Genomic DNA, 23,187 nt, shown 5'->3' with positions numbered 1-23,187 from the left:
CCGGGTCCGGCCGATACGGGGCCGGGAGGCAAACCTAACGGTTTCCCGTCCCGGCACAAGCGTTTCAGGGAAGTTTCTCGGCCCAAAACCGGGCCATCGTCAAGGCGGCACCGGGCGTCGGGTCGCAACTATGGCATCGGTGCCACCGGCTGTTCAGGCTTCGAGCGCGCGGCGCAGGATTTCCACGTCCTCGGCGATCTGCCCGTCGGTGGTCTTGAGCTCCTCGATCCGGCGCACCCCGTGCATCACCGTGGTGTGGTCGCGCCCGCCGAACCTGCGCCCGATTTCGGGCAGGGACCGGCTGGTGAGCTGTTTGCACAGATACATCGCCACCTGGCGGGGCCGCGCATAGGACCGCAGCCGCTTGGGGCCGATGATGTCGCTGAGGCGGATGTTGTAATAGTCCGACACCCGGCGCTGGATCTCTTCGACGCTGATCTTGCGCTCCGAGGCGCGCAGCACGTCCGACAGGCAATCCTGGGTCAGGTCCATGTCGATCTCGCGGCCGACCAGCGACGCAAAGGCGAACAGCCGGGTCAGCGCCCCTTCGAGAACCCGCACGTTGGTCGAAATCCGCTGGGCGAGGAATTCCAGCACGCCATCCGCGATCGTCAGCCTCGGATAGGTGGCGCTGTGCTGCTGCACCTTGTTCTGGAGAATACCCAGCCGCAGCTCGTAATCGGTCGGGTGCAGGTCCACCACCAGGCCGCATTGCAGGCGGGATTTCACCCGGTCCTCGAGATCCTTGATCTCGCCCGGCGCGCGGTCGGCCGAGATGATGATCTGCTTGTTCTGGTCCACCAGCGCGTTGAAGGTGTGAAAGAACTCTTCCTGCGTGCTGTCCTTGCCGGCGATGAACTGCACATCGTCCACCATCAGCACGTCCACCGAGCGGAACAGGTGCTTGAAATCCATCATGCGGCGTTCGCGCAGCGCCTGGACAAAGCGATACATGAACTGTTCCGCCGACAGGTAGAGCACGTTCAGATCCGGGCGGCGGGCGCGCAGTTCCCAGGCGATGGCGTGCATCAGGTGGGTCTTGCCCAGCCCGACCCCGCCATAGAGCACCAGCGGGTTGAAGGTCACGGACGCGCCTTCGGCGACGCGACGCGCGGCGGCATGGGCCAGTTCGTTGGGCTTGCCGACGACAAAGCCCTCGAAGGTAAAGCGCGGGTCCAGCGGCGCGGCCTGCAGTTCCTCGCCATTGGCGGCGGCAGGTTCGGCGCCAGCCGGTTCGGCAGCGGGTTTTTGTGTGGTCGTCGGCCGGTCCGGCCTGTTGGCCACGGCGTTGAAGGCCACCCGCTGGACCTTTTCACCGGCATTGTTCAGTTCATAAAGGATCAGGTCGGCGAAGTTCTGGCTGACATAATTGCCCATGAAATTCGTCGGCACCTGGAACGTGGCCACGCCATCCTGCAGCCGATCGAACTCGAGCGGTTCGATCCAGGTCGTATAATTGTTCTGCCCGACTGTCTTGCGCAGCCTGAGCCTGAGTTCACCCCATTTTTCTTGTGTCATCCGTGCCTCGCGTTATCCGCTGTTGAGTCTTTGTTGACCCGTTGGAGTCTCTATTGACCCGTCCCCTATTATCCCGGTTCTGCCAAACCGGCGGATGCACGTCGCTCGGGGCACAAGAATGCAGTCGGCAGGCAACAAACCTCCCGCGGCCCCGAAATCGGGTCCGTTACGGCAATTGATCGATGCAAACATTCCCACTGATGCGGGGCCGTTTCCGACGACACGCAGCCGTTACACACACTTGCTATGACAGGGCTGAATTCCGGTGCAGCTCCGGATACCCAGCAAGCCGGTTGATCGGTTGTCCCGGTCCCCCGACGATTGCAGTCCCGCCGCCTCGATTCCCGTCGAAACGGCGCGATTGCAGCCTGTCCCCCCAGGCGAGTGAATCGCTGTATCTTTGGTAGCAAGTCGGGGTGCGGAGCGGCAACGAAACTTCGCTGTTGACTCAGCCCATCCGGCCAAAGAATCCCTCGGGGGCGCTCTCTCATAGGTAGAGTGTTGCTTTTTCGTCGCCCCAAAAAGAAGAATCGGGGCACAGCCTGCGGCTTTGCCCCGATTCGATGATTTCGGTTTTTCCAGGTTTTCCGGCGGGTGGGCCAGGATCAGCCCAGCGCCTTCACGCGCGCGCTCAGGCGCGACATTTTCCGGGCGGCGGTGTTCTTGTGATAGACGCCCTTGGTCACGCCGCGCATCAGTTCGGGCTGGGCCGCCCGCAGTGCCGCGGTGGCCGCGGCCTTGTCGCCCGAGGCAATCGCCTCTTCGACCTTGCGCAGATAGGTGCGGATGCGCGAACGGCGCGCCTTGTTGATTGCGAAGCGCTTTTCGTTCTGGAGGGCGCGTTTCTTTGCCTGGGGCGAATTTGCCATCTGTTCAGACCTTCGTCAGGTTTCGGTTCATTTCGATCAGCGCAATGCCAAACCCGAACCGGTCCTGTCCCACCGGAGTGATTCTAGCCTGAGCGGGCTGCACGCGCATATATGGCGGCGGTGCCTACCTGAAACCGCCCCGGTTGCCAACCGGAAAATGCGCGGGCTGGGCGATGCACCCACGGCCGGCGCGGCGGGTTACTTGTCGCGGAATTGCGGCTGGCGTTTTTCCATGAAGGCGGCCATGCCTTCTTTCTGGTCCTCGGTGGCGAACATGGAATGGAACACGCGGCGTTCGAACAGGATGCCTTCGTTCAGCGTGGTCTCGTAGCTGCGGTTCACCGACTCCTTGACCGCCATGACGGTGGGTTGGGATTTCTCGGCGATCTTCTGGGCCGTGCCCTGCGCCTCTTCCATCAGCTTCTTGGCGGGCACCACCCGGCTGACCAGCCCGGCGCGCTCGGCTTCTTCGGCATCCATGAAACGGCCGGTCAGGTTCATTTCCATCGATTTCGATTTGCCGACAAAGCGGGTCAGGCGCTGGGTGCCGCCCAGGCCCGGGATCACGCCCAGGTTGATCTCGGGCTGGCCGAATTTCGCGGTATCTGCGGCGATGATGAAATCGCAGGCCATCGCCAGTTCGCAGCCGCCGCCCAGAGCATAGCCCGCCACCGCGGCAATCACCGGCTTGCGGATCTTCATCAGACGGTCGCTCGGGTCGGCAAAGAGGTTGGTCGCGAACACCTCGGCAAAGCTCATCGACGACATTTCCTTGATGTCGGCGCCGGCGGCAAAGGCTTTCTCGGACCCGGTCACGATGACGCAGCGCACCTTGTCATTGGCATCGGCCTCTTCCAGCGCGGTGCAGAGCTCGGACAGCAGCTGGGTGTTCAGCGCGTTGAGCGCATCCGGCCGGTTCAGGCGGATCAGGGCGACGTGGTCTTCTACTTCGACGATGATCGTCTCAAAGGCCATTGTGGATGCTTTCGGTTGTTCGGTTTCGGGGACGAGTCCATACTCACGGCCTCGCCATGGATCAAGCTATCTTTGACAGCGCGGGCAATGGAAGCTCGAGCGGCCGGACTGAATGACGCGACGTATCGTGCCATCGCAGCCCGGATTGCGGCAGGGCTGGCCCTCGCGGCCATAGACATCGAAACTGTGCTGAAAATAGCCGAGTTCGCCATTCGCCTGCCGGTAATCGCGCAGCGACGACCCGCCGGCGGCAATCGCGTCCTCCAGCACGGTGCGGATGACCGGGACCAGCGCCGCAACGCGCGCCGCGGAAATGTTGCCGGCCTTGCGCAGCGGCGAGATGCCGGCGCGGAACAGGGCTTCGCAGACATAGATATTGCCGAGACCGGCGATGAGCCCCTGGTCCAGCAGCGCCGCCTTGATCGCCGTCCTGCGCCCTTTCAGCGCGTCGATCAGGTAGGGTTCGCCGAATTCGTTACCCAGCGGCTCGGGCCCCAGCACCGCCAGCAGCGGGTGGCGGTCCTGCCCGTCGGAGGCCAGCAGGTCCATGGCCCCGAACCGGCGCGGATCGTTATAGGTGACGCGCGCGCCGTTGCCCATGTGCAGCACCACATGATCGTGTTTTTCCCGCGCGGGATGGTCGTGCGCGAACCGGCCCAGCGGATCGCCCGAGACGGTGATCCGCCCTGACATCCCCAGGTGGACTAGCAGCGTTTCACCGGAATCGAGACCGGCCAGCAGGTATTTCGACCGCCGTCGCAACCGGTCCACCCGCCGCCCCGTCAGCCGCTCGGCCATGCCCTCGGGCAGCGGCCAGCGCAGGTCGGGGCGATTGACCTCGGCCTGCGCGATCACCGCGCCTTCCATCACCGGCGCCAGCCCCCGGCGCACGGTTTCCACTTCGGGTAGTTCCGGCATTTCACCCCCTGTTCGCCGCCCGCGTCAAAAGGGGCGCATTGTGCACAGCCCCCGGCAGCCTATAACAAGGACGAATCGACGATGGCGGCAAGGCTTCATGACCAACGACAGCACGGATAGCGACGGCGAAACCGCCGATTTCGGGTTCCAGACCGTGGCCAGGGCCGACAAGGCCCGGATGGTGCAGGGCGTGTTCAATTCGGTCGCGTCGAAATACGACATCATGAACGACGTGATGAGCATGGGCATCCACCGGCTGTGGAAGGACGCGATGATGGACTGGCTCGCCCCGCGTCCGGGCCAGCGGCTGCTGGACGTGGCGGGGGGCACCGGCGATGTCTCGTTCCGGTTCCTGGCGCGCGCGGGTCACGGCCATGCCACCGTGCTGGACCTGACCGCGCCGATGCTCGAGGCGGGCCGCAAACGCGCCGAGGCCGAGCGGCTGGCCGGCAGTCTCGACTGGGTGGTCGGCGATGCGATGGCGCTGCCCTTTGCCGACAACAGTTTCGATGTTTACACAATCAGTTTCGGCATCCGGAACGTCACCCGGCCCGCCGACGCGCTGGCCGAGGCCTATCGCGTGCTGCGGCCCGGCGGCAGGCTGATGGTGCTGGAATTCAGCCAGATCCCCAACGACATGATGCAGAAGGTCTATGATCTCTATTCCTTCAACGTCATCCCGCGCATGGGCCAGGTCATCGCGGGCGACAGGGACAGCTATCAGTACCTCGTCGAATCGATCCGCCGGTTTCCCGATCAGGACACGTTCCTGTCGATGATCCGCGCCGCCGGGTTCGGAAACGCGAAATACCGCAACCTGAGCCTCGGCATTGCCGCGCTGCATTCCGGCTGGAAACTCTGAGCGATGCGCGGACCTCACAACATCCTGCGGCTGGTGCGCACCGGCGCCACGCTCGAGCGGACCGGCGCGATGGCGGTGGTTCTCGATGCGTTCGAGGCCCCCCGGCCGCTGCGCGTCGTTGCCCGTGTCATCGGCTGGCCGTTCATGTGGCTGGGCTACAAGGGCGACCCGGCCATGCCGCCCGCCACCCGCGCGCTGACCGCGCTGGGACCGGCCTATATCAAGTTCGGGCAGGTGCTTTCGACCCGGCCCGACGTGGTCGGTCTCGAACTGGCCGACCAGCTGCGGGTTCTGCAGGACAAACTGCCGCCATTTCCCGCCGCCGAGGCCCGCGCCGAGATCGAACGCGAACTCGGCCAGCCGGTCGAAGAGCTGTTCACCGAGTTTTCCGAACCCATCGCCGCCGCGTCCATCGCGCAGGTGCATCGGGCGCGGACCGCCGAAACCGGGCAGGATGTCGCGGTCAAGGTGCTGCGGCCGGGTATCGAACGGGCCTTCCGCAAGGATATCGACGCCTTTTACCTCGCCGCCCGCATCGTCGAGCTGTTCGCGCCGGGGGCGCGGCGGCTGCGGCCGATCGAGGTGGTGACCCATTTCGACGGCGTGGTGCAGGGCGAGCTGGATCTGCGGCTGGAAAGCGCCGCGGCCTCGGAATATGCCGCCAATACCGACGGCGATGCCGGGTTTGCCCTGCCGCCGGTCATGTGGTCGCTGTCATCGCGCCGCGTGATGACGCTGGGCTGGGCCGACGGTATTCCGCTGGGCGACAACGCGGCGCTGGATGCCGCCGGCCATGATCGCGTGCGGCTGTCGGAACGGGTGCTGGAACTGTTCCTGTCCCACGCCCTGCGTGACGGCTATTTCCACGCCGACATGCATCAGGGCAATCTCAAGGTGGCTCCGAACGGCGACATCATCGCCTATGATTTCGGGATCATGGGCCATATCGACCAATATACGCGCCGGGTCTATGCCGAGATCCTCTTCGGCTTCATCCGCCGCGACTACAAACGCGTGGCCGAGGTGCATTTCGAGGCCGGCTATGTGCCCGCCGACCGCGATGTGGACGAATTTGCCCGCGCCCTGCGCGCGGTGGGCGAACCGATCTTTGGCATGGACGCGAACCGGATATCGATGGGCCGGCTGCTGAGCTACCTGTTCGAGGTGACCGAACGGTTCGGGATGCAGACCCGGACCGAGCTGATCCTGCTGCAGCGGACCATGGTCGTGGTCGAAGGCGTGTCGCGGTCGCTCAATCCCAACGTCAACATCTGGGAAGTCGCGCGCCCGGTGGTCGGCGACTACATCAAGGTGTCGATCGGGCCGCGCGCGACGCTGGGGGATCTGGCCAGCACCGCGCGGGTGATGGCCCGGTTCGGGCCGCGTCTGCCGCAGCTGGTCGAAAACGCGCTGATCCGTCAGGCGACCCCGCCGGAGCCGCCGCGCGGCAATGGCTGGGGCATCGCGCTGGCCGCCGGGCTGGCCGGCGTTGCGCTGGGGGCGCTGGCCGTGATGGCGCTGGGCTGATCGCCCGCGCCGGAGGCGCCGGTCTCAGAAATCGAGGTCGGTGTAATGCGGCGGCGGGCGAAACCCCGGCACCTGGTCGGCCAGGATCGACCGGAAGGCGGGGCGCGACTTGATCTTGGCATACCAGTCCTTGACCACCGATTGCCGGTTCCAGTCCACGTCGGAGATGTAGTCCAGCGCCGACAGATGCGCCGCGGCGGCGAAATCGGCGAGCGTCATCATGTCGCCCGCCAGCCAGCGCCGCCGGTCCAGCAGCCATGCCATGTAGTCGATGTGATACTTGATCGCCTTCGCCCCGGCCTTGATGTTGCCGCTGTCGGGATAGCCCTGCCCGGTGATCTTCTTGTTGACCCGTTCATAGAGCAGGTTGGCCGTCACCTCGTGGTGAAACTTGTCGTCGAACCAGCCGATCAGGCGCCGCACCTCATAGCGTGCCTCGGGCGTGTCGGGCATCAGCGCCGGTGTGGGGCGGGTTTCCTCAATATATTCGCAGATCGCCGCGCTTTCGGTCAGCAGCTTGCCGTCCAGGCGGATCACCGGCACCTTGGAGGCCGGGTTGCGGCGCAGGAAATCCGGGTCCGCTTCCCAATAGCGTTCCTCGACCAGTTCGACCTCGATCTTCTTTTCCGCCAGCGACAGGCGGACCTTGCGGCAAAACGGCGAGAGCGGGACGTGATAGAGGCGGGCCATGATCAAACTGCACTGGTTCGGGATTGCCGATCAATGCCCGGTCGCGGCGGGGTTTTCAATCCTCGAAACAGGCGGCCCTGCCATCTGCGCGGATCGTGGCCGCCCCGTCCATGATCTGCGCGGCGCGGCTGCGCACGGCGGATGTCGGTTTGCCGGCCGAGCGCGATCTGGGCGCGGGCAGGATCGCGGCGATGCGGGCGGCCTGCGTGGGTGACAGTTTTGCTGCCGTGGTGCCGAAATGGTGACGCGCCGCGGCCTCGACCCCGAACACGCCCGGGCCCATCTCGGCCAGGTTCAGGTAGATCTCGAGAATGCGGCGTTTGGACCAGATCAGTTCGACCACCGGCGTGATCGCGGTTTCCAGCGCCTTGCGCAGCCAGCTGCGCCCCTGCCACAGGAACACGTTCTTGACCACCTGCTGGGTGATCGTCGAGGCGCCGCGCTGACCGCCGCCATCTATCGCCTGCCGGACCGCGGCCACGTCGATGCCCCAATGCAGGCAGAAATTGGCGTCCTCGGCCGCGACCGCCGATCGTGCCATGACCGGGGCGATCGCCTCGATCGCCACCCAGTCGCGGTCGACCCCGCCCAACCGGCGGGATTCGGACCAGATCGTGTAGGTGACAGGCGGATTGACCACCGTGAACAGGACCGTCAGCACCAGCACCAGCGCGACGAGGCCGAGAGCCGCGCGCAGGACCAGCCGGCGCACCCGTTGCCACAGGCGCTGGCCCGGTGGATCCGCAGGTCTTGCGCCCGATTTCTTCCGTGATGTCTTGCGGTCCGTTCGCGCCATGTCCCAGCTATAGGCGGCGCGCGCAGGTCAGGAAAGCACCGGACCGGCGATCCCGCGCCAGACGTGCAGCCGTGCCACGCGCCCCGGTCAGTTCAGCAGCGCGCCGGCGATCAACCGCGATTCGCGGGCCGGTGCCTCGGGGCGGACGGTTCGCACCGGACCCGCCGCGCCGAACAGGGCCGCTGCCTCGGCCCGTGCCGCCGCCGAGGCGAAATGGCTTTCGGTCCAGATCCCTTCGGACCGCACCAGGTGGTGCCGGTCGAAACCCAGGTGCAGGTAGGTGACCGCGCGGCTTTCGACGATCCTGATCCGGTCGCCGTCCACCAGGTGCCGTGCCGGAACCAGGACCCCGTCGATGCCGGCAAAGACCTCGGCCGCCCAGCCTTCGATCAATATGCGGTGCTGGGGGCTGACCAGCAGATCGCGGGTGTTGCCCAATGTTCCGGCCGCGATGCGGACCGGGGCCATGCCGCCACGGGCCGCCACGGTTGCGCAGCCGGTCCAGGCGACCCGCTGCAGCCCTGCATCGGCGGTCAGCACCAGGTCGCCGACGGCGATTCGCTCCACCGGGCGCGACCCGTGGGCGGTGTCGATCAGCACGCCCGGCGTAAAGCAGGACGGCACGAGGCTGTTCACGTCCATCCAGGTCGAGACGGTGACGTATTCCGTATCCTGCAGGGTTCCGTCCTGAAGGGCCTGACCATCCGTCGGGATAAAGACAGGCGGCCCCCCGTCGATATAGAAGGTCACCCCGGCATAGGTCACCGGCCCCTGTCCCGGCACGTTTACCGTCACCTCGTCGCCGTTCCAGACGTTGCGGATCAGCGCGCCTTCGAACCGGTCGCCGGGGCTGATCCGCCCGTCATCGTCATGGTCGATGAATTCAAACTCGCGCACGAACAGACTGGTCCCGTGGCCCGGCGGGTTGGCCGGGTCCATCACATAGAAAAAACTGGTATAGCTCGTCGCCATGACTGCCTTCCGCTGGTTGCGGAGGGCAGGATCACCCTAAGATGTTGCTATTTCGTTCACGGTCCTGTCGCGGCCTTGTTCACGGCGGGTGGGGCGCTGCCATCCGCCGTGACGGTGCCGGGGCGATCAGGCGGCGTCGCGCAGCAACAGGGCTTCGCGGCGCCTGGCGACCGGGCGCGCGGTTTGCGCAAACCCCGCGGAATTGCGCAGCAGCTCCGGGAACAGGTCCAGGGTCTCGCGGTTCACCCCGGCCTCGGCGCGATCCACCGCAAAGGCGGGCAGGAAGCTTTCGGATGCGATACCTTCGGCGAACACGATCTGGTGGCGGTCGAACAGCAGGTGGATGTAGTCCACCGTTTCGGTTTCATCGATCACGATGCTATTGCCGTTCACGAGATGTTTGGCGGCAACCAGGACCTCGTCAGACCCGGTCGCCATTTCGGCGCGCCAGCCCGTGATCAGCATCCGGTGTTCCTGGCTGACGCGCAGGTCGCGCCGATTGCCCAGCGCGCCTTCGCGAATCAGAACCGGCGCGCATTTGCCCCTTGCGCGGAATGTCCGCCGTTCGAGCCCCAGAAGCGTCTGCAATCCGGCATCGGCGGTGCGTACCAGATCGCCGGGCCGCAGCGTTTCAATGGCGCGCGCGCCATCGGCGGTGTCGATCAGCGTGCCGGGGGTAAAGCAGGGCGGGCCGAATCGGTCGGTCGGCACACCACTCTGACCCGGAGACAGTTGTTCCGTGGACTGGAAGTAGGTTTCTTTCAGAACCGTGCCGTCGATTGGCGTAAACAATGTGCCGCCGCCCGCAAAATAGTAGGTGACGCCGGTGATGGAATATTCGCCGCCCGCGATGTTGTCGTCATCTACGCTGATCCTGTCGTCGGGCCAGGATTGCGTGATGGTCCTGCCGTCGATGGTGTCGCCGGGGCCGATCACACCATCGTTGTCCACATCCACCATTTCCAGGAATTGCGGCGTCAGCAGCGTTCCCGGCGAGGGCGGGGAGAAGGGATCAATGTCGTAGAATTGCTCGTTAAATGTCGTCATGGGGCACTCGCGATCGGGCTACTACGATTAACTTTCCCGCCCGATACTAGTTGCCCGATATTGTTTTGAAAAGGCCGCGCCATACTCTGTGTTAACATCGCGGCCTCGTTGTGACAGTTCGGTCGGCTACTCTGCCGGGATGGCCGCATCCTGCTGGCGCAGCGGCGCGGGCAGATGGGCCAGCATCTCCTTGGGGCAGACCTGCAGGAAACTGCCTCTTTCGGTTTCCCAGTGCTGCAGGATGTCAGAGGCCTTGCGGCTTCCGGTCTCGGCGGCGTGGTGTTCGATCAGGCTGCGCAGTTCGGCCTCCCAATGGGGCGTTTCCACCGGTCCGATCACCAGCGTTTCGGTGTTCATCAGGGCCCGTGCGGTGCCGTCGGGGTCATACACATAGGCCATGCCGCCGGTCATGCCGGCGCCGAAATTGGCCCCGATCCGGCCCAGGATCACCGCGACGCCGCCGGTCATGTATTCGCAGCCGTTCGACCCGCAGCCTTCGATCACCACACGGGCGCCCGAATTGCGCACCGCGAAGCGTTCGCCGGCGCGCCCGGCGGCAAAGAGATAGCCGTCGGTGGCGCCATAGAGCACCGTGTTGCCGATGATGGTGTTGTCATCGGGTTTCAGCGGGCTGGCCATGGGCGGGCGCACGACGATGGTGCCGCCGGACAGGCCCTTGCCGACATAGTCGTTGGCATCCCCGGAGACTTCCAGTTTCAGCCCCGGCGCGGCAAAGGCGCCCAGGGATTGCCCGGCGGAGCCCTGCAGCTTGACATGCAGGTGGTCGGGCTGGAACCGGTTGTTCATGCCGAAATTGCGCACGATATGGCTGCTGGTGCGGGTGCCCACGGTGCGGTGCGTGTTCTGCACCGCATAGGACAGCTGCATCTTTTCGCCGTCCTGCAGGAACCGCGCGGCATCGCGCACGATCTGCGCATCCAGCGTGTCGGGCACCGCGTTGCGGTCGCGGTCGCGGTCATAGACGATGCCCGACGACCCGTCGACGGTGATCAGCAGCGGGTTCAGGTCGAGATCGTCCAGATGGGCGCTGCCCCGGCTGACCTGCGCCAGCAGGTCGGCGCGGCCGATGATCTCGTCCACCGACCGGGCGCCCAGCGATGCCAGGATTTCCCGCACCTCCTGCGCGTAGAAGGTGATCAGGTTCACCACCTTGTCGGCGCTGCCGGTGAACTTGGCGCGCAGGGTTTCATCCTGCGTGCAGACGCCGACCGGGCAGGTGTTGGACTGGCACTGGCGCACCATGATGCAGCCCATCGCGATCAGCGCGGCGGTGCCGATGCCGTATTCCTCGGCGCCCATCATCGCGGCCATAACGATGTCGCGCCCGGTGCGCAGCCCGCCATCGGTGCGCAGCGTCACGCGCGACCGCAGGTTGTTCATCGCCAGCACCTGATGCGCCTCGGTCAGGCCCATTTCCCACGGCAGGCCGGCATATTTGATGCTGGTCGCCGGGCTGGCCCCGGTGCCGCCATTGTGGCCCGAGATCAGGATCACGTCGGCCTTGGCCTTGGCCACGCCGGCCGCGATCGTGCCGACACCGCTGGAGGCGACGAGTTTCACCGTCACCTTGGCGCGCGGGTTGATCTGTTTCAGGTCATAGATCAGCTGCGCCAGGTCCTCGATGGAATAGATGTCGTGGTGCGGCGGCGGCGAGATCAGCGTCACGCCCTTGGTCGAATGGCGCAGCCGCGCGATCAGGTCGGTGACCTTCATGCCGGGCAGCTGGCCGCCCTCGCCGGGCTTGGCGCCCTGGGCCACCTTGATTTCCAGTTCCTCGCACTGGTTGAGGTATTCGGCGGTCACGCCGAACCGCCCCGAGGCCACCTGCTTGATCTTGGCGGACGGGTTGTCGCCATTGGGTTCGGGGACGAAATGCGCCGGATCCTCGCCGCCCTCGCCGCTGTCGGATTTCGCGCCGATCCGGTTCATCGCCACGTTCAGCGTCTTGTGCGCCTCGGGGCTGAGCGCGCCCAGGCTCATCCCCGGCGTCACGAACCGCTTGCGGATGGCGGTGATGCTCTCGACCTCTTCCAGCGGGATCGGTTTGCCCAGCGGCTTGAAATCCATCAGGTCGCGCAGATGGATCGGCGGCGCCGACTGCATCTTGGCCGAATACTGTTTCCACAGCTCATAGGACGCCTTGTTGCAGGCCATCTGCATCAGGTGCATCGAGGTCGCTTCCCAGGCGTGGGTCTCGCCCGACTTGCGCGCCTTGTAGAACCCGCCGATGGGCAGCACGTCGATCCCCGAATGCCAGCCCTTGGTGTGAATCGCCTCGGCCTTGGACTGGATCCCGGTCACGCCGATGCCCGAGATTCGGCTGGTCATGCCGGGGAAATACTCGGCGCACATCGCCCGAGACAGGCCGACCGCTTCGAAGTTCAGCCCGCCGCGATAGGACGAGATCACCGATATCCCCATCTTGGCCATGATCTTGAGCAGCCCCTGGTCGATCGCCTCGCGGTAGCGCGCGATGTTCTCGGTCAGGTTTCCGTCGAGCAGCCCGCGATTGATCCGGTCGGCAATCGAATCCTCGGCCAGGTAGGCGTTGACCACGGTCGCTCCGCACCCGATCAGCACCGCGAAGTAATGCGGATCGATACATTCGGCGCTGCGCACGTTGAGCGAACAGAAGGTCCGCAGCCCCTTGCGGGTCAGGTGCGAATGCACCGCAGAGGTGGCGAGGATCATCGGCATCGCCACCTTGTCGGCGTCCGATTTGTGATCGGTCAGCGCCAGGTGCCCCGCGCCCGATGCCACCGCGTCCTCGGCTTCGGAGCGGATCCGCGCCAGCGCCGCCGCCAATGCGCCCTTGCCGGGGCGGAAGGTGCAGTCGATCTCGACCAGGGGCGCGTTGAACTGCTCGGCCAGCTTGTTCCACTGCGCGTTGCCGACAAAGGGGCTCTCCAGCACCACGATCTCGGTCTGGCTGCTGTCCTCGTCCAGCACGTTCTTGAGGTTGCCGAACCGGGTCTTGAGGCTCATCACCCGGTATTCGCGCAGCGAATCGATCGGCGGGTTGGTCACCTGGCTGAAATTCTGCCGGAAGAAATGGCTCAGCGGGCGGTATTGCTTGGACAGCACCGCGCTGGGCGTGTCGTCGCCCATCGACGCGATGCTTTCCTTGCCGTCCTCGGCCATCGGGGCGAGGATCTGTTCGAGTTCTTCGATGGAATACCCGGCGGCGATCTGCCGCTGGCGCAGTTCCGCGCCTTCAAAGAGCGGCTTTTCGGTGACCGAGGCCATGATGCCGTCGGCATCGTTGATCTTGCCGACCCAGTCGCCAAAGGGCAGCGCCGATGCGAGCTTGTCCTTGATTTCGGCGTCGCGGAACAGGACGCCCTTCTGCATGTCCACGGCCAGCAGCTGACCCGGCCCCAGCGCGCCCTTTTCCACGACATTGGCCTCGTCGACCGGCACCATGCCCGCCTCGGACCCGGCGATCACCAGCCCGTCGCCGGTCACCACATAGCGCATCGGGCGCAGCCCGTTGCGGTCGAGCCCGGCGCAGACCCAGCGCCCGTCGGTCATCGCCAGCGCGGCGGGGCCGTCCCAGGGTTCCATCACGCTGTTGCAGTAGGAATACATGTCGCGCCAGGCTTGCGGCAGTTCCACCGCCTGTTTCGACCAGCTTTCCGGCACCAGCATCGTCTTGGCCATCGGCGCCGAACGGCCGGCGCGCACCAGCACCTCGAACACCGCGTCCAGCGCGGCGCTGTCGGACGATCCGCCCGCCACGATCGGCTTGATGTCCTCGGCCATGTCGCCGAAGAAATTCGACGCCATGCGGATCTCGTGGCTCTTCATCCAGTTCAGGTTGCCCTTCAGCGTGTTGATCTCGCCGTTATGGGCCAGCATCCGGAACGGCTGGGCCAGCCACCATTGCGGGAAGGTGTTGGTCGAATAGCGCTGGTGGTAGATGGCAAAGGCGCTTTCGAACCGGTCGTCCATCAGGTCGGGGTAGAACACCGCCACCTGTTCGGCCAGCATCATGCCCTTGTAGATGATCGACCGGCAGGACAGCGAGGCGATGTAGAGCCCGTTGATACCCTGCGCGGCCGCCGCCTTTTCGATCCGGCGGCGGATCACATAGAGTTCGCGTTCAAAGGTCTCCTCGTCCACGCCCTTGGCGTTCGAGATCAGGATCTGCTCGATTTCCGGGCGCGTCGCGTTGGCCTTTTCGCCCAGGCAGGTGACATCGACCGGGACGTGGCGCCAGCCATAGATGTAATAGCCCAGCCGCAGCACCTCGGTTTCGACGATGGTCCGGCAGGTTTCCTGGGCGCCGAAATCGGTGCGCGGCAGGAACACCTGGCCCACGGCGATCATCTCATCCTTGCGCGGCGTGTGCCCGGTGCGTTCGATCTGGTCGTGGAAGAACGGCACCGGGATCTGCACATGGATCCCCGCCCCGTCGCCGGTCTTGCCATCGGCATCCACCGCGCCGCGGTGCCAGATCGCCCTGAGCGCATCGATCCCGGCCTCGACCACCTTGCGGCTGCGCGAGCCGTCCACCGACACGACCAGCCCGACCCCGCAGGAGGAATGTTCCTCGGCCTCGGAATACATGCCGTTTTCGGCCAGCCACTTGCGCTTGGCCTCTTCGCGCGCAACCCATGCGGCATCGTAATTCGTCATTGGCTCTCTCCTTCGGACGGAGGGGCAAAGGCAGCGATCACCTCGGCCTCGGTCATTTTCCTGGTTTCGCCGGCCATGGCATAGGCCGCCGGTTTGTGGTCGATATAGATCTCGGTCGTCAGCTCCAGCCCCGCAAACGAATCCAGCGTTCCGGCGCTGAGGCTCAGCAGGCCCTGCGCCGGGCCGGGGGCGGTCATCCGCCAGAACAGGCTCGATCCGCAGCGGGAACAGAACCCGCGTTCGGCCCAGTCGGAACTGGCGAAGGTGCGGATGAAATCCTCGCCCTGCCAGGTGATGCCGCCCGGCGGCACCTCGATCCCGAGCTCGATGCCGCCCGAGAACCGCCGGCACATGCTGCAATGGCAGGCGTCGATGTGATCGGGCGCGGTTTCGAGCCGATAGCTGACCGCGCCGCAGAGGCATTTGCCGGTCGTCGTTCCCGTCTCGCTCATGTCATCACTTTCTCGAATTCGACCGGCGGCGATGCCGCCCTGTCGGTGGTGCCGTGCCACGGGGGTCGGGCAGGGTGCCGGACAAAGATCCGGGCAGGGTTCCGGGCTATTCCGCCGCCATCGCGGATGCCGCGCCCAGCTTGTCCAGGATCGCGTCGGCGCAGTCGCGCCCGTCGCGGATGGCCCAGACTACCAGCGATGCGCCGCGCACGATGTCGCCGACCGCATAGACCCCCGGAAGATCGGTTTCGCCGGTGGTGAACTGCGCCTTGATGGTTCCCCAGCGGGTCACGGGCAGGTCCGGCTGATCCCACAGGGTCGGCAGGTCTTCGGGTTCGAAACCCAGCGCCTTGATCACCAGGTCGGCCTCTTCCACATAATCCGCGCCCTCGATCACCTCGGGCGATTGCCGGCCCGAGGCATCGGGGGCCCCCAGGCGCATCCGCTGCACCATCACGCCGGTGACCTGCCCGTCGCCGGCAAAGCCCCGGGGCGCGCTGAGCCATTCGAAGATCACGCCTTCTTCCTCGGCATTGGCGACCTCGCGCTGCGATCCGGGCATGTTCAGCCGGTCGCGGCGATAGAGGCATTTCACGCTGTCCGCCCCCTGCCGGATCGCGGTGCGCACGCAATCCATCGCCGTGTCGCCGCCGCCGATCACGACCACCTTGCGGCCATGGGCGTTCAGCCGCCCGCTGTCAAAATCGACCACCGCGTCGCCAAAGCTCTTGCGGTTGGACGCGGTGAGATAGTCGATGGCCTTCTCGATCCCGTCCTGCCCGCTGCCGGGCATCTCCAGGTCGCGCGACTTGTAGACGCCGGTGGCGATGATGACCGCGTCATGTTTCCCGCGGATCTCGTCGAAGGGGATGTCGCGCCCCACCGTGCAGTTCAGCACCAGGCGCACGCCACCGTCCTCGAGCTGCCGGTTGCGGCGCAGGACCACGTCTTTCTCCAGCTTGAAGCCGGGGATGCCATAGGTCATCAGGCCGCCGGCGCGGTCGTGGCTGTCATATACCGTGACCTGGATGCCGGCGCGGCGCAGCCGGTCCGCCGCGGCCAGACCGCCGGGGCCGGCGCCGATGATGCCGACGCTCTCGGGCCGTTCCGAGACCGGTGCGGGCGGCTCAACCCAGCCCTGTTCCCACGCGGTATCGGTGATGTATTTTTCGACCGCGCCGATGGTGACGGTGCCATGCCCCGACTGTTCGATCACGCAATTGCCTTCGCACAGCCGGTCCTGCGGGCAGATGCGGCCGCAGATCTCGGGAAAGGTGTTGGTGGCCTGGCTCAGTTCATAGGCTTCGCGCAGGCGGCCCTCGGCGGTCATGCGCAGCCAGTCGGGAATGTTGTTGTGCAGCGGGCAGTGGCTCTGGCAATAAGGCACGCCGCACTGGCTGCAGCGGCTGGCCTGTTCCGCCGCCTTGGCGCGCGCGAATTCGGCATAGATCTCGTGGAAATCCTCGCGGCGATTGTCGGCTGCCCGCTTCTCCGGCATATCGCGATCGATCTGCACGAATTTCAGCATCGGTTGCTTTGCCAAGGGTGGCTCTCCCTTTCTCGCGCCGGACCGGCGCGGGGTGTGTCATTCAGGTCTGTAGATAGGTCAGCAGACGTGACCAATATATCGGGTGGCTGGCTTCGTTTACCGCGAATCCCGCGCGTTGCGCAACAAATATAAGGAACGATGCGGACCTAAAATCGCTCTTTTCTTTTCAAGCCAAGGGCTTGATACCGTTTCCGACGTGAAAGCCGCCCGAAGGGATGCCCCCGATGCCCCTGTTTCAACTGATCCTCGTCGCCCTGATCCAGGGGGTGACCGAGTTCCTGCCGGTGTCGTCGTCGGGGCATCTGATTCTGCTGCCGGGGCTCACCGGCCTCGAAGATCAGGGGCTGGCCATCGACGTGGCGGTGCATGTGGGCACGCTGGGCGCGGTGGTCCTGTATTTCTGGGCCGACGTGCGCATGGGGCTGGCGGGGCTGCCCCGGCTGCTGACCGGGCGGGCGGACACGCCGGGGGCGCGGCTGGCGCTGGGCCTGATCGTGGCGACCGTGCCGGTGGTGATCGCGGGCGCGCTGCTGAAATTCACCGGGCTGACCGAGGCGCTGCGGTCGGTGGCGGTGATCGGCTGGGCCATGCTGGGCTTTGGGATCGTGCTGTGGTGGGCGGACCGCACCGGCGCCGAAACCGGGCGGTTCGACGACTGGAGCCTGAAACACGCTCTCATCATGGGGCTGTGGCAGGTGCTGGCGCTGATCCCCGGCACGTCCCGGTCCGGGATCACCATCACCGGCGGGCGGCGGCTGGGTTACGGGCGCGAGGATGCGGCAAGGATCGCGATGCTGATGTCGATCCCGACCATCGCCGCGTCGGGGGTGCTGCTGGGGGCCGACGCGGTGGCCCATGCGAACGGCGCCGTGCTGCGTGACGGCGCCATCGCCGCCGCGCTGGCCTTTGGCTCGGCGCTGCTGGCGCTGAAGCTCATGATGCGCCTGCTGCGCTCGGTCAGCTTTACGCCCTATGTGCTGTATCGCGTGCTGCTGGGCGTGGTGCTGCTGGTGATCGCCTATTCCGGCTGAGCCACCGGGATATCAGGCCAGCCGGGCCACCACATAATCGGCCAGGTCGTCGAGCAGGTTGCGGATCGGATGATCGGGCAGGGCCGACAGGGCGGCCCGCGCGCGATCGGCCCAGGCCATCGCGTCGGCACGGGTGTCCGCCAGCGCGCCGTGACGGTGCAGCAGCTTCAGCGCATGATCCAGATCGCCTTCCTGCTGGCGGCCCTTCTCGATGGTCCGCACCCAGAATGCGCGTTCGTCGGCATCGGCCCTCGCCACCGCCTTGATCAGCGGCAGGGTCAGCTTGCGTTCGCGGAAATCGTCGCCGACATTCTTGCCGGTGGCGGTCGCGTCACCCTGATAATCCAGCAGGTCATCGGCGATCTGGAAGGCGATCCCCAGCGCGTCGCCATAGTCGAACAGGGCCTGCACATGCGGCTCGGGCGCCCCCGAGATCACGCCGCCCACCTGGGTGGCGGCGGAAAACAACGCCGCCGTCTTGCCGCGCACGACCTGCAGATAGACCGCTTCGTCGGTGCGCAGGTCGCTGGCCGCGCTCAGTTGCAGCACTTCGCCCTCGGCGATGGTGGCCGCCGCGTTGGACAGGATATCCAGCACCCGCAGCGAGCCGGTCTCGACCATCAGCTGGAACGACCGGGCAAACAGGTAGTCGCCCACCAGCACGCTCGACTGGTTGTCCCACAACAGGTTCGCGGTTGGGCGTCCGCGCCGCTGGGCGCTCTCGTCCACCACGTCGTCATGCAGCAGCGTCGCGGTATGGATGAACTCGACCGTCGCCGCCAGCTTGACGTGATCCGCTCCGCGATAGCCGCACATCCGCGCGGCCGCCAGCGTCAGCATCGGCCGCAGCCGTTTGCCGCCGGCCTCGACCAGATGCGCGGTCACCTCGGGAATGCGCGGGGCATGTTCCGACGCCATGCGGTCGCGGATCAGGGCATTCACGGCGCCCATGTCATCCGCCAGCAGCTCTGCCAGCCGGTCATGTGGTTTGGCGATCGCGGTGGTGTCCATTCGTTTCCCGTTGCAAGGCTCGACTAAGCTGCGCCCTGCCCTTACATCCCCACACATGAAGGAACTGTTCCGCAGCACCGACCCGACCGTCATGGCCTTTGCGTCCGCCCTTCTTCAGGGCGAGGATATAGACTGCTTTCAGATGGACGTAAATATGAGCATTCTCGAAGGCGGAATCGGCATTTTCCCGCGCCGGATGATGGTGCGCACGCAGGATTACGACCGCGCCGCGCGGGTCATGCGGGACAACGGGATCGCGCTGGGCGCGTATTCATGACCGGCGACGCCGACCTGACGCGCAACGCGTTTCTCGGTGGCCGGTTCCATCTCTGGCAGCCGCGCCGCGGCTATCGCGCCGGGGTCGATCCGCTGCTGCTGGCGGCCAGCGTGCCGGCGCGGGCGGGGCAGTCGGTGCTCGAACTGGGATGCGGTGCGGGCGCGGCCAGTCTCGCGCTTGCCGCCCGCGTGCCGGGGCTGGAGCTGACCGGGGTCGAGCTTCAGCACCGCTATGCCGGGCTGGCGCGGCGCAATGCGGCGGAAAACGGGGTCGAACTGGCGGTGACCGAGGCCGACCTTGGCGCACTGCCCCCGGATCTGCGGCAACTGCGTTTCGATCATGTCATCGCCAACCCGCCCTATTTCGTCGCCGGTGCCCATAGCCCCGCGCGGGACGGCGGCCGGCGGGTGGCGCTGGGCGGGGAAACGCCGCTTGGCGACTGGATCGCCGTGGCCGCCCGCCGGCTGGCGCCGCGTGGCCTGCTGCACATGATCCAGCGTGCCGAACGGCTGCCCGAGATGCTGGCGGGCTGTGCCGGGCGGTTGGGCTCGGTCGAGATCCTGCCGCTTTGCGCGCGACAGGGTGACGCACCCGGCCTGGTGATTCTGCGCGCGCGCAAGGATGGCCGCGGGCAGTTCCGGATGCACGCGGCGGTCGCGATGCATGACGCCGGGGCCGGGTTGCCGCAGGGCAAGGACTATACCGCGCGGATCGCCGCCGTCCTGCGCGATGGCGCGCCGATCGGCTGGCCCGGATGATCGGCGCATTTCGTGGCGTGACAGCCGGTCGTGGATATGCTCATATCGTTCGGCAACTTGTTCAGAGGAGGATTCCATGAGCGTTGGCTCGCATCTGGAGGAACTGAAAAGGAAGCACCAGGCACTGAGTGTCAAAGTGGAAGAAGCCCAGCGGGCACCCGGTATCGACGGGCTGCAGCTGGCCGATCTCAAGAAGCAGAAGCTGAAACTGAAGGAAGAAATCGAACGATTGTCTTCCTAGGCGTGGCGCAGGCTGGCGCGCGCCGCAACCAGCGCGCCGGCCGTGATCAGCGCCGCGGCAGCGCCCAGCGCCCATGACGGCGCGGCGATCCCCGTAATGACCAGAATGAGGGTGGACATGAGCGGCGCGGCATAGGACGCGGTGCCCAGCAGCTGGATGTCGCCACGTTTGACCCCGATGTCCCAGACATAGAAGGCCAGCCCGACGGGGCCGAGCCCCAGCGCCAGCGTGGCCCCCCAGCCGATCGCGCCCCGTGGCCAGACGGTGGGCTCGATCCACAGGTGCAGCAGCGCCGACAGCGCCGCCGAGGCCAGGCAGAACACGGCGACCGAGGCCGTAGGCACCTGGCCCAGCCGCCGCGACAGCACCGAATAGCCCGACCATGTCAACGCGCAGAGCAGCGCCATGCCGTAGCCCGGCAGATAGGCGGTGCGGAACCCCAGCCCGCCGGCGCCGCTCAGGATCAGGGCCGCGCCGGCAAAGCCGAGCAGCGCCCCCGCGAGATGGCCGCGCCGCAGCGTTTCGCCGGGCAGCAGGCCGGAAAACAGCACGATCAGCAGCGGCCAGAGATAGGCGATCAGGCCGGCCTGCGCGGGTGGCGCAAGCCGCAGCGCCGAGAAATAGAGCGCGTGATAGCCGAACAGCCCGGCCGCGCCAAAGACATAGACCCCGACCGGCACCTGCCGCAGCTTGCCCAGCTCGCCGCTGGCGGCGACCCAGATCAGCCCCAGCCCGCCGCCGATGCCGAAACAGATGGCATTCAGCAGCAGCGGCGGGGTCGGTGCGCTGCCCACGGTCAGCAGCGCCAGCAGCGCCCAGAGCAGGATCGCGACAAATCCGGTAAACGTGGCTCCGCGGCGGGTCATGGCAGGTCTTCCATCTCGGTGAAGCCGTAGCGTTCGCCCGGCGACGGCACCGCGTCAACCCGCGCCCGGCCGGAAACCCGGCCGGCGGGGCCGGCGCGACGCGTCAGCCGCAAAACGAAGGGGCCGGAGATCGCTCTCCGGCCCCGCCATGCGGATCCGTCCGTGGCTCAGACGAAGAATTGCCCGCCATTGGCCGAGATGGTGGAGCCGTTGATGAAGCCCGCATCGTCAGAGGCGAGGAACACAACGCAGCGCGCGATTTCCTCGGGTTCGCCGAGACGGCCGGCCGGGATCTGGCCGATGATCGCCTCGCGCACCTTTTCCGGCACGGCCATGACCATGTCGGTGGCGATATAGCCGGGGCAGATCGCGTTGGCGGTGATGCCGGCGCGGGCGCCTTCCTGCGCCAGCGATTTCACGATGCCCAGATCGCCGGCCTTGGTGGCGGCATAGTTGACCTGCGCGAACTGGCCTTTCTGGCCGTTGATCGAGCTGATCACGATCACCCGGCCGAACTTGCGGTCGCGCATACCCGGCCAGACCGGGTGCACGGTGTTGAACACGCCGGTCAGGTTGGTGTCGATCACCTCCTGCCACTGCTCCGGGGTCATCTTGTGGAACGGCGCGTCGCGGGTGATGCCGGCATTGGCGACAACCACGTCGACGGGGCCCAGATCGGCCTCGACCTGGGCGATGCCGGCCTTGCTTGCCTCGTAATCCGCCGCGTTCCACTTGAAGGTCTTGATGCCGGTTTCCCCGGTGAACTTGGCGGCGGCTTCGTCATTGCCGGCATATGTGGCGGCGACGGAATAGCCGGCGTCCTTCAACGCCTTGGAAATCGCGGCGCCGATACCGCGGCTGCCACCGGTGACGAGAGCTGTACGGGACATATGGGTCTCCAGAATTGCCTGGGCAACATCGTTGCCGGTAAAGATTCGGGCGCGCAACTATCTTGCGCGCCCATATTCTGTTAGTCGCGTTCGACGCACATGGCAACACCCATGCCGCCGCCAATGCACAGGGTGGCGAGGCCTTTCTTGGCGTCGCGGCGTTTCATCTCGAACAGCAGGGTGTTCAGCACCCGGCAACCCGAGGCGCCGATCGGGTGGCCGATGGCGATGGCACCGCCGTTCACGTTCACGATGGCCGGATCCCAGCCCATGTCCTTGTTCACCGCGCAGGCCTGTGCGGCAAAGGCTTCGTTGGCTTCCACGAGGTCGAGATCCTCGGGTTTCCAGCCGGCCTTTTCCAGCGCCTTGCGGCTGGCATGGATCGGGCCGACGCCCATGATCGACGGGTCCAGGCCGGCGGTGGCGTAGGATGCGATTCGGGCCAGCGGCTCAATCCCGCGCTTGTCGGCGTTCTCGGCCGACATCAGCAGCGTCGCGGCCGCGCCGTCATTGATGCCCGACGCGTTGGCGGCGGTCACCGACCCGTCCCGGGTGAAGGCGGGGCGCAGTTTCTGCATCGCCTCGATGGTGGCGCCGTGGCGGATGTATTCGTCCTTGTCCATCACGATCTCGCCCTTGCGGGTCTTGATGGTGAACGGCACGATTTCATCCGCGAACCTGCCGGCCTTCTGCGCGGCTTCCGCCTTGTTCTGGCTGGCGACGGCGAACTCGTCCTGCTGCTCGCGCGAGATCTGCCATTTCTCGGCCACGTTCTCGGCGGTCTGGCCCATGTGATAGCCGTTGAACGCGTCCCAGAGACCGTCGCGGATCATGGTGTCGATATATTTCATGTCGCCCATCTTGTGACCGGCGCGCAGGGCCGCGGCATGGGGGCTGAGCGTCATGTTTTCCTGGCCGCCGGCGGCCACGATATCGGCATCGCCGAGCTGGATGTGCTGGGCGCCCAGCGCCACGGCGCGCAGCCCGGAACCGCAGACCTGGTTGATGCCCCAGGCCGAGCTGTCGACCGGCAGGCCGGCATTGACATGCGCCTGGCGCGCCGGGTTCTGACCCTGCGCGGCGGTCAGGACCTGGCCCAGGATGGTCTCGCTGACCTCGGCCTTGTCGATGCCGGCGCGTTCGACGACGGCTTCCAGCACGGCGGCGCCAAGGTCATGGGCCGGGGTGTTGGCGAACGAACCGCCAAAGCTGCCGACACCGGTGCGTGCGGCGGATGCGATAACTACGTTGGTCATGGGCTGTGATCCTCTGCCAGCTT

At 66.1% G+C, this 23,187-nt stretch carries 21 protein-coding genes; 6 read left to right on the top strand and 15 right to left on the bottom strand.

Annotated elements, in window-relative coordinates; all coding sequences use genetic code 11:
• Window positions 1-153 precede the first annotated feature (153 nt).
• The 4 genes from dnaA to mutM all read right to left on the bottom strand — a co-directional run bounded on the left by dnaA (window position 154) and on the right by mutM (window position 4,280).
• Window positions 154-1,518 carry a chromosomal replication initiator protein DnaA gene (gene dnaA, locus C6Y53_RS08475; RefSeq protein ID WP_106472042.1) on the bottom strand — a complete coding sequence of 455 codons (1,365 nt, stop codon included), beginning with the start codon at window positions 1,516-1,518 and terminating at the stop codon, window positions 154-156.
• Between the two features lie 605 nt (window positions 1,519-2,123).
• Window positions 2,124-2,387: a 30S ribosomal protein S20 gene (rpsT, locus tag C6Y53_RS08470; protein WP_106472041.1), complete on the bottom strand. Its 264-nt coding sequence runs from the start codon at window positions 2,385-2,387 to the stop codon at window positions 2,124-2,126.
• Between the two features lie 198 nt (window positions 2,388-2,585).
• On the bottom strand, window positions 2,586-3,362 hold the full coding sequence (locus C6Y53_RS08465) for an enoyl-CoA hydratase (protein WP_106472040.1): 777 nt from the start codon (window positions 3,360-3,362) through the stop codon (window positions 2,586-2,588).
• Between the two features lie 66 nt (window positions 3,363-3,428).
• On the bottom strand, window positions 3,429-4,280 hold the full coding sequence (gene mutM, locus C6Y53_RS08460) for a bifunctional DNA-formamidopyrimidine glycosylase/DNA-(apurinic or apyrimidinic site) lyase (protein WP_106472039.1): 852 nt from the start codon (window positions 4,278-4,280) through the stop codon (window positions 3,429-3,431).
• Between the two features lie 97 nt (window positions 4,281-4,377).
• Here mutM and ubiE point away from each other — a divergent pair, with 97 nt between their 5' ends.
• The gene (ubiE, locus tag C6Y53_RS08455; protein WP_106472038.1) at window positions 4,378-5,142 is read left to right on the top strand and encodes a bifunctional demethylmenaquinone methyltransferase/2-methoxy-6-polyprenyl-1,4-benzoquinol methylase UbiE; all 765 of its coding nucleotides are present in this window, start codon (window positions 4,378-4,380) and stop codon (window positions 5,140-5,142) included.
• A gap of 3 nt (window positions 5,143-5,145) precedes the next feature.
• On the top strand, window positions 5,146-6,669 hold the full coding sequence (gene ubiB, locus C6Y53_RS08450; RefSeq protein WP_106472037.1) for a 2-polyprenylphenol 6-hydroxylase: 1,524 nt from the start codon (window positions 5,146-5,148) through the stop codon (window positions 6,667-6,669).
• Window positions 6,670-6,693: 24 nt separating this feature from the next.
• On the opposite strand, the gene fzlA is transcribed toward ubiB, so the two are convergent.
• The 7 genes from fzlA to C6Y53_RS08415 form a co-directional block, all read right to left on the bottom strand.
• Window positions 6,694-7,359, bottom strand: coding sequence for an FtsZ-binding protein FzlA (gene fzlA, locus C6Y53_RS08445; RefSeq protein ID WP_106472036.1), 666 nt, complete (start codon window positions 7,357-7,359; stop codon window positions 6,694-6,696).
• A gap of 55 nt (window positions 7,360-7,414) precedes the next feature.
• Window positions 7,415-8,155 (bottom strand): monofunctional biosynthetic peptidoglycan transglycosylase, encoded by a 741-nt coding sequence (mtgA, locus tag C6Y53_RS08440; protein ID WP_106472035.1) that lies wholly within the window; start codon window positions 8,153-8,155, stop codon window positions 7,415-7,417.
• 87 nt (window positions 8,156-8,242) lie between these two features.
• Window positions 8,243-9,127: a Hint domain-containing protein gene (locus tag C6Y53_RS08435; RefSeq protein ID WP_106472034.1), complete on the bottom strand. Its 885-nt coding sequence runs from the start codon at window positions 9,125-9,127 to the stop codon at window positions 8,243-8,245.
• Between the two features lie 126 nt (window positions 9,128-9,253).
• On the bottom strand, window positions 9,254-10,174 hold the full coding sequence (locus C6Y53_RS08430) for a Hint domain-containing protein (RefSeq protein WP_106472033.1): 921 nt from the start codon (window positions 10,172-10,174) through the stop codon (window positions 9,254-9,256).
• A 126-nt stretch (window positions 10,175-10,300) separates the two neighbouring features.
• Window positions 10,301-14,833, bottom strand: a complete 4,533-nt coding sequence (gene gltB, locus C6Y53_RS08425) for a glutamate synthase large subunit (RefSeq protein ID WP_106472032.1) — start codon at window positions 14,831-14,833, stop codon at window positions 10,301-10,303.
• Window positions 14,830-15,285 (bottom strand): GFA family protein, encoded by a 456-nt coding sequence (locus C6Y53_RS08420; protein WP_106472031.1) that lies wholly within the window; start codon window positions 15,283-15,285, stop codon window positions 14,830-14,832. Before C6Y53_RS08420 ends, gltB begins: the two co-directional genes overlap by 4 nt.
• 106 nt (window positions 15,286-15,391) lie before the next feature.
• Window positions 15,392-16,828: an NAD(P)-dependent oxidoreductase gene (locus C6Y53_RS08415; protein WP_106472030.1), complete on the bottom strand. Its 1,437-nt coding sequence runs from the start codon at window positions 16,826-16,828 to the stop codon at window positions 15,392-15,394.
• A gap of 230 nt (window positions 16,829-17,058) precedes the next feature.
• Between C6Y53_RS08415 and C6Y53_RS08410 the strand changes: the two genes are divergently transcribed.
• Window positions 17,059-17,865 carry an undecaprenyl-diphosphate phosphatase gene (locus C6Y53_RS08410; RefSeq protein WP_106472029.1) on the top strand — a complete coding sequence of 269 codons (807 nt, stop codon included), beginning with the start codon at window positions 17,059-17,061 and terminating at the stop codon, window positions 17,863-17,865.
• A 12-nt stretch (window positions 17,866-17,877) separates the two neighbouring features.
• On the opposite strand, the gene C6Y53_RS08405 is transcribed toward C6Y53_RS08410, so the two are convergent.
• Complete coding sequence (locus C6Y53_RS08405) at window positions 17,878-18,876, bottom strand: polyprenyl synthetase family protein (protein ID WP_106472028.1); 999 nt, start codon at window positions 18,874-18,876, stop codon at window positions 17,878-17,880.
• Between the two features lie 55 nt (window positions 18,877-18,931).
• Between C6Y53_RS08405 and C6Y53_RS08400 the strand changes: the two genes are divergently transcribed.
• The 3 genes from C6Y53_RS08400 (at window position 18,932) to C6Y53_RS08390 (ending at window position 20,152) form a co-directional block, all read left to right on the top strand.
• Window positions 18,932-19,153 carry a putative signal transducing protein gene (locus C6Y53_RS08400; RefSeq protein ID WP_106472027.1) on the top strand — a complete coding sequence of 74 codons (222 nt, stop codon included), beginning with the start codon at window positions 18,932-18,934 and terminating at the stop codon, window positions 19,151-19,153.
• Window positions 19,150-19,911: a tRNA1(Val) (adenine(37)-N6)-methyltransferase gene (locus C6Y53_RS08395; protein ID WP_106472026.1), complete on the top strand. Its 762-nt coding sequence runs from the start codon at window positions 19,150-19,152 to the stop codon at window positions 19,909-19,911. Before C6Y53_RS08400 ends, C6Y53_RS08395 begins: the two co-directional genes overlap by 4 nt.
• Window positions 19,912-19,987: 76 nt before the next feature.
• Complete coding sequence (locus C6Y53_RS08390) at window positions 19,988-20,152, top strand: YdcH family protein (protein ID WP_106472025.1); 165 nt, start codon at window positions 19,988-19,990, stop codon at window positions 20,150-20,152.
• On the opposite strand, the gene yddG is transcribed toward C6Y53_RS08390, so the two are convergent.
• The 3 genes from yddG to C6Y53_RS08375 all read right to left on the bottom strand — a co-directional run bounded on the left by yddG (window position 20,149) and on the right by C6Y53_RS08375 (window position 23,164).
• On the bottom strand, window positions 20,149-21,018 hold the full coding sequence (yddG, locus tag C6Y53_RS08385; RefSeq protein ID WP_106472024.1) for an aromatic amino acid exporter YddG: 870 nt from the start codon (window positions 21,016-21,018) through the stop codon (window positions 20,149-20,151). The genes C6Y53_RS08390 and yddG overlap by 4 nt on opposite strands.
• Window positions 21,019-21,185: 167 nt before the next feature.
• Window positions 21,186-21,908, bottom strand: coding sequence for an acetoacetyl-CoA reductase (gene phbB / locus C6Y53_RS08380; protein ID WP_106472023.1), 723 nt, complete (start codon window positions 21,906-21,908; stop codon window positions 21,186-21,188).
• Between the two features lie 80 nt (window positions 21,909-21,988).
• Entirely contained in the window at window positions 21,989-23,164 is a 1,176-nt protein-coding gene (locus C6Y53_RS08375; protein ID WP_106472022.1) for an acetyl-CoA C-acetyltransferase, read from the bottom strand.
• Between the last annotated feature and the right edge of the window lie 23 nt (window positions 23,165-23,187).

The organism is Pukyongiella litopenaei (genome assembly GCF_003008555.2).
GTDB classification, from domain to species: Bacteria; Pseudomonadota; Alphaproteobacteria; order Rhodobacterales; family Rhodobacteraceae; genus Pukyongiella; species Pukyongiella litopenaei.
Note: the sequence above shows the minus strand (reverse complement) of the source record. Positions and strands in the feature narration are given on the sequence as shown.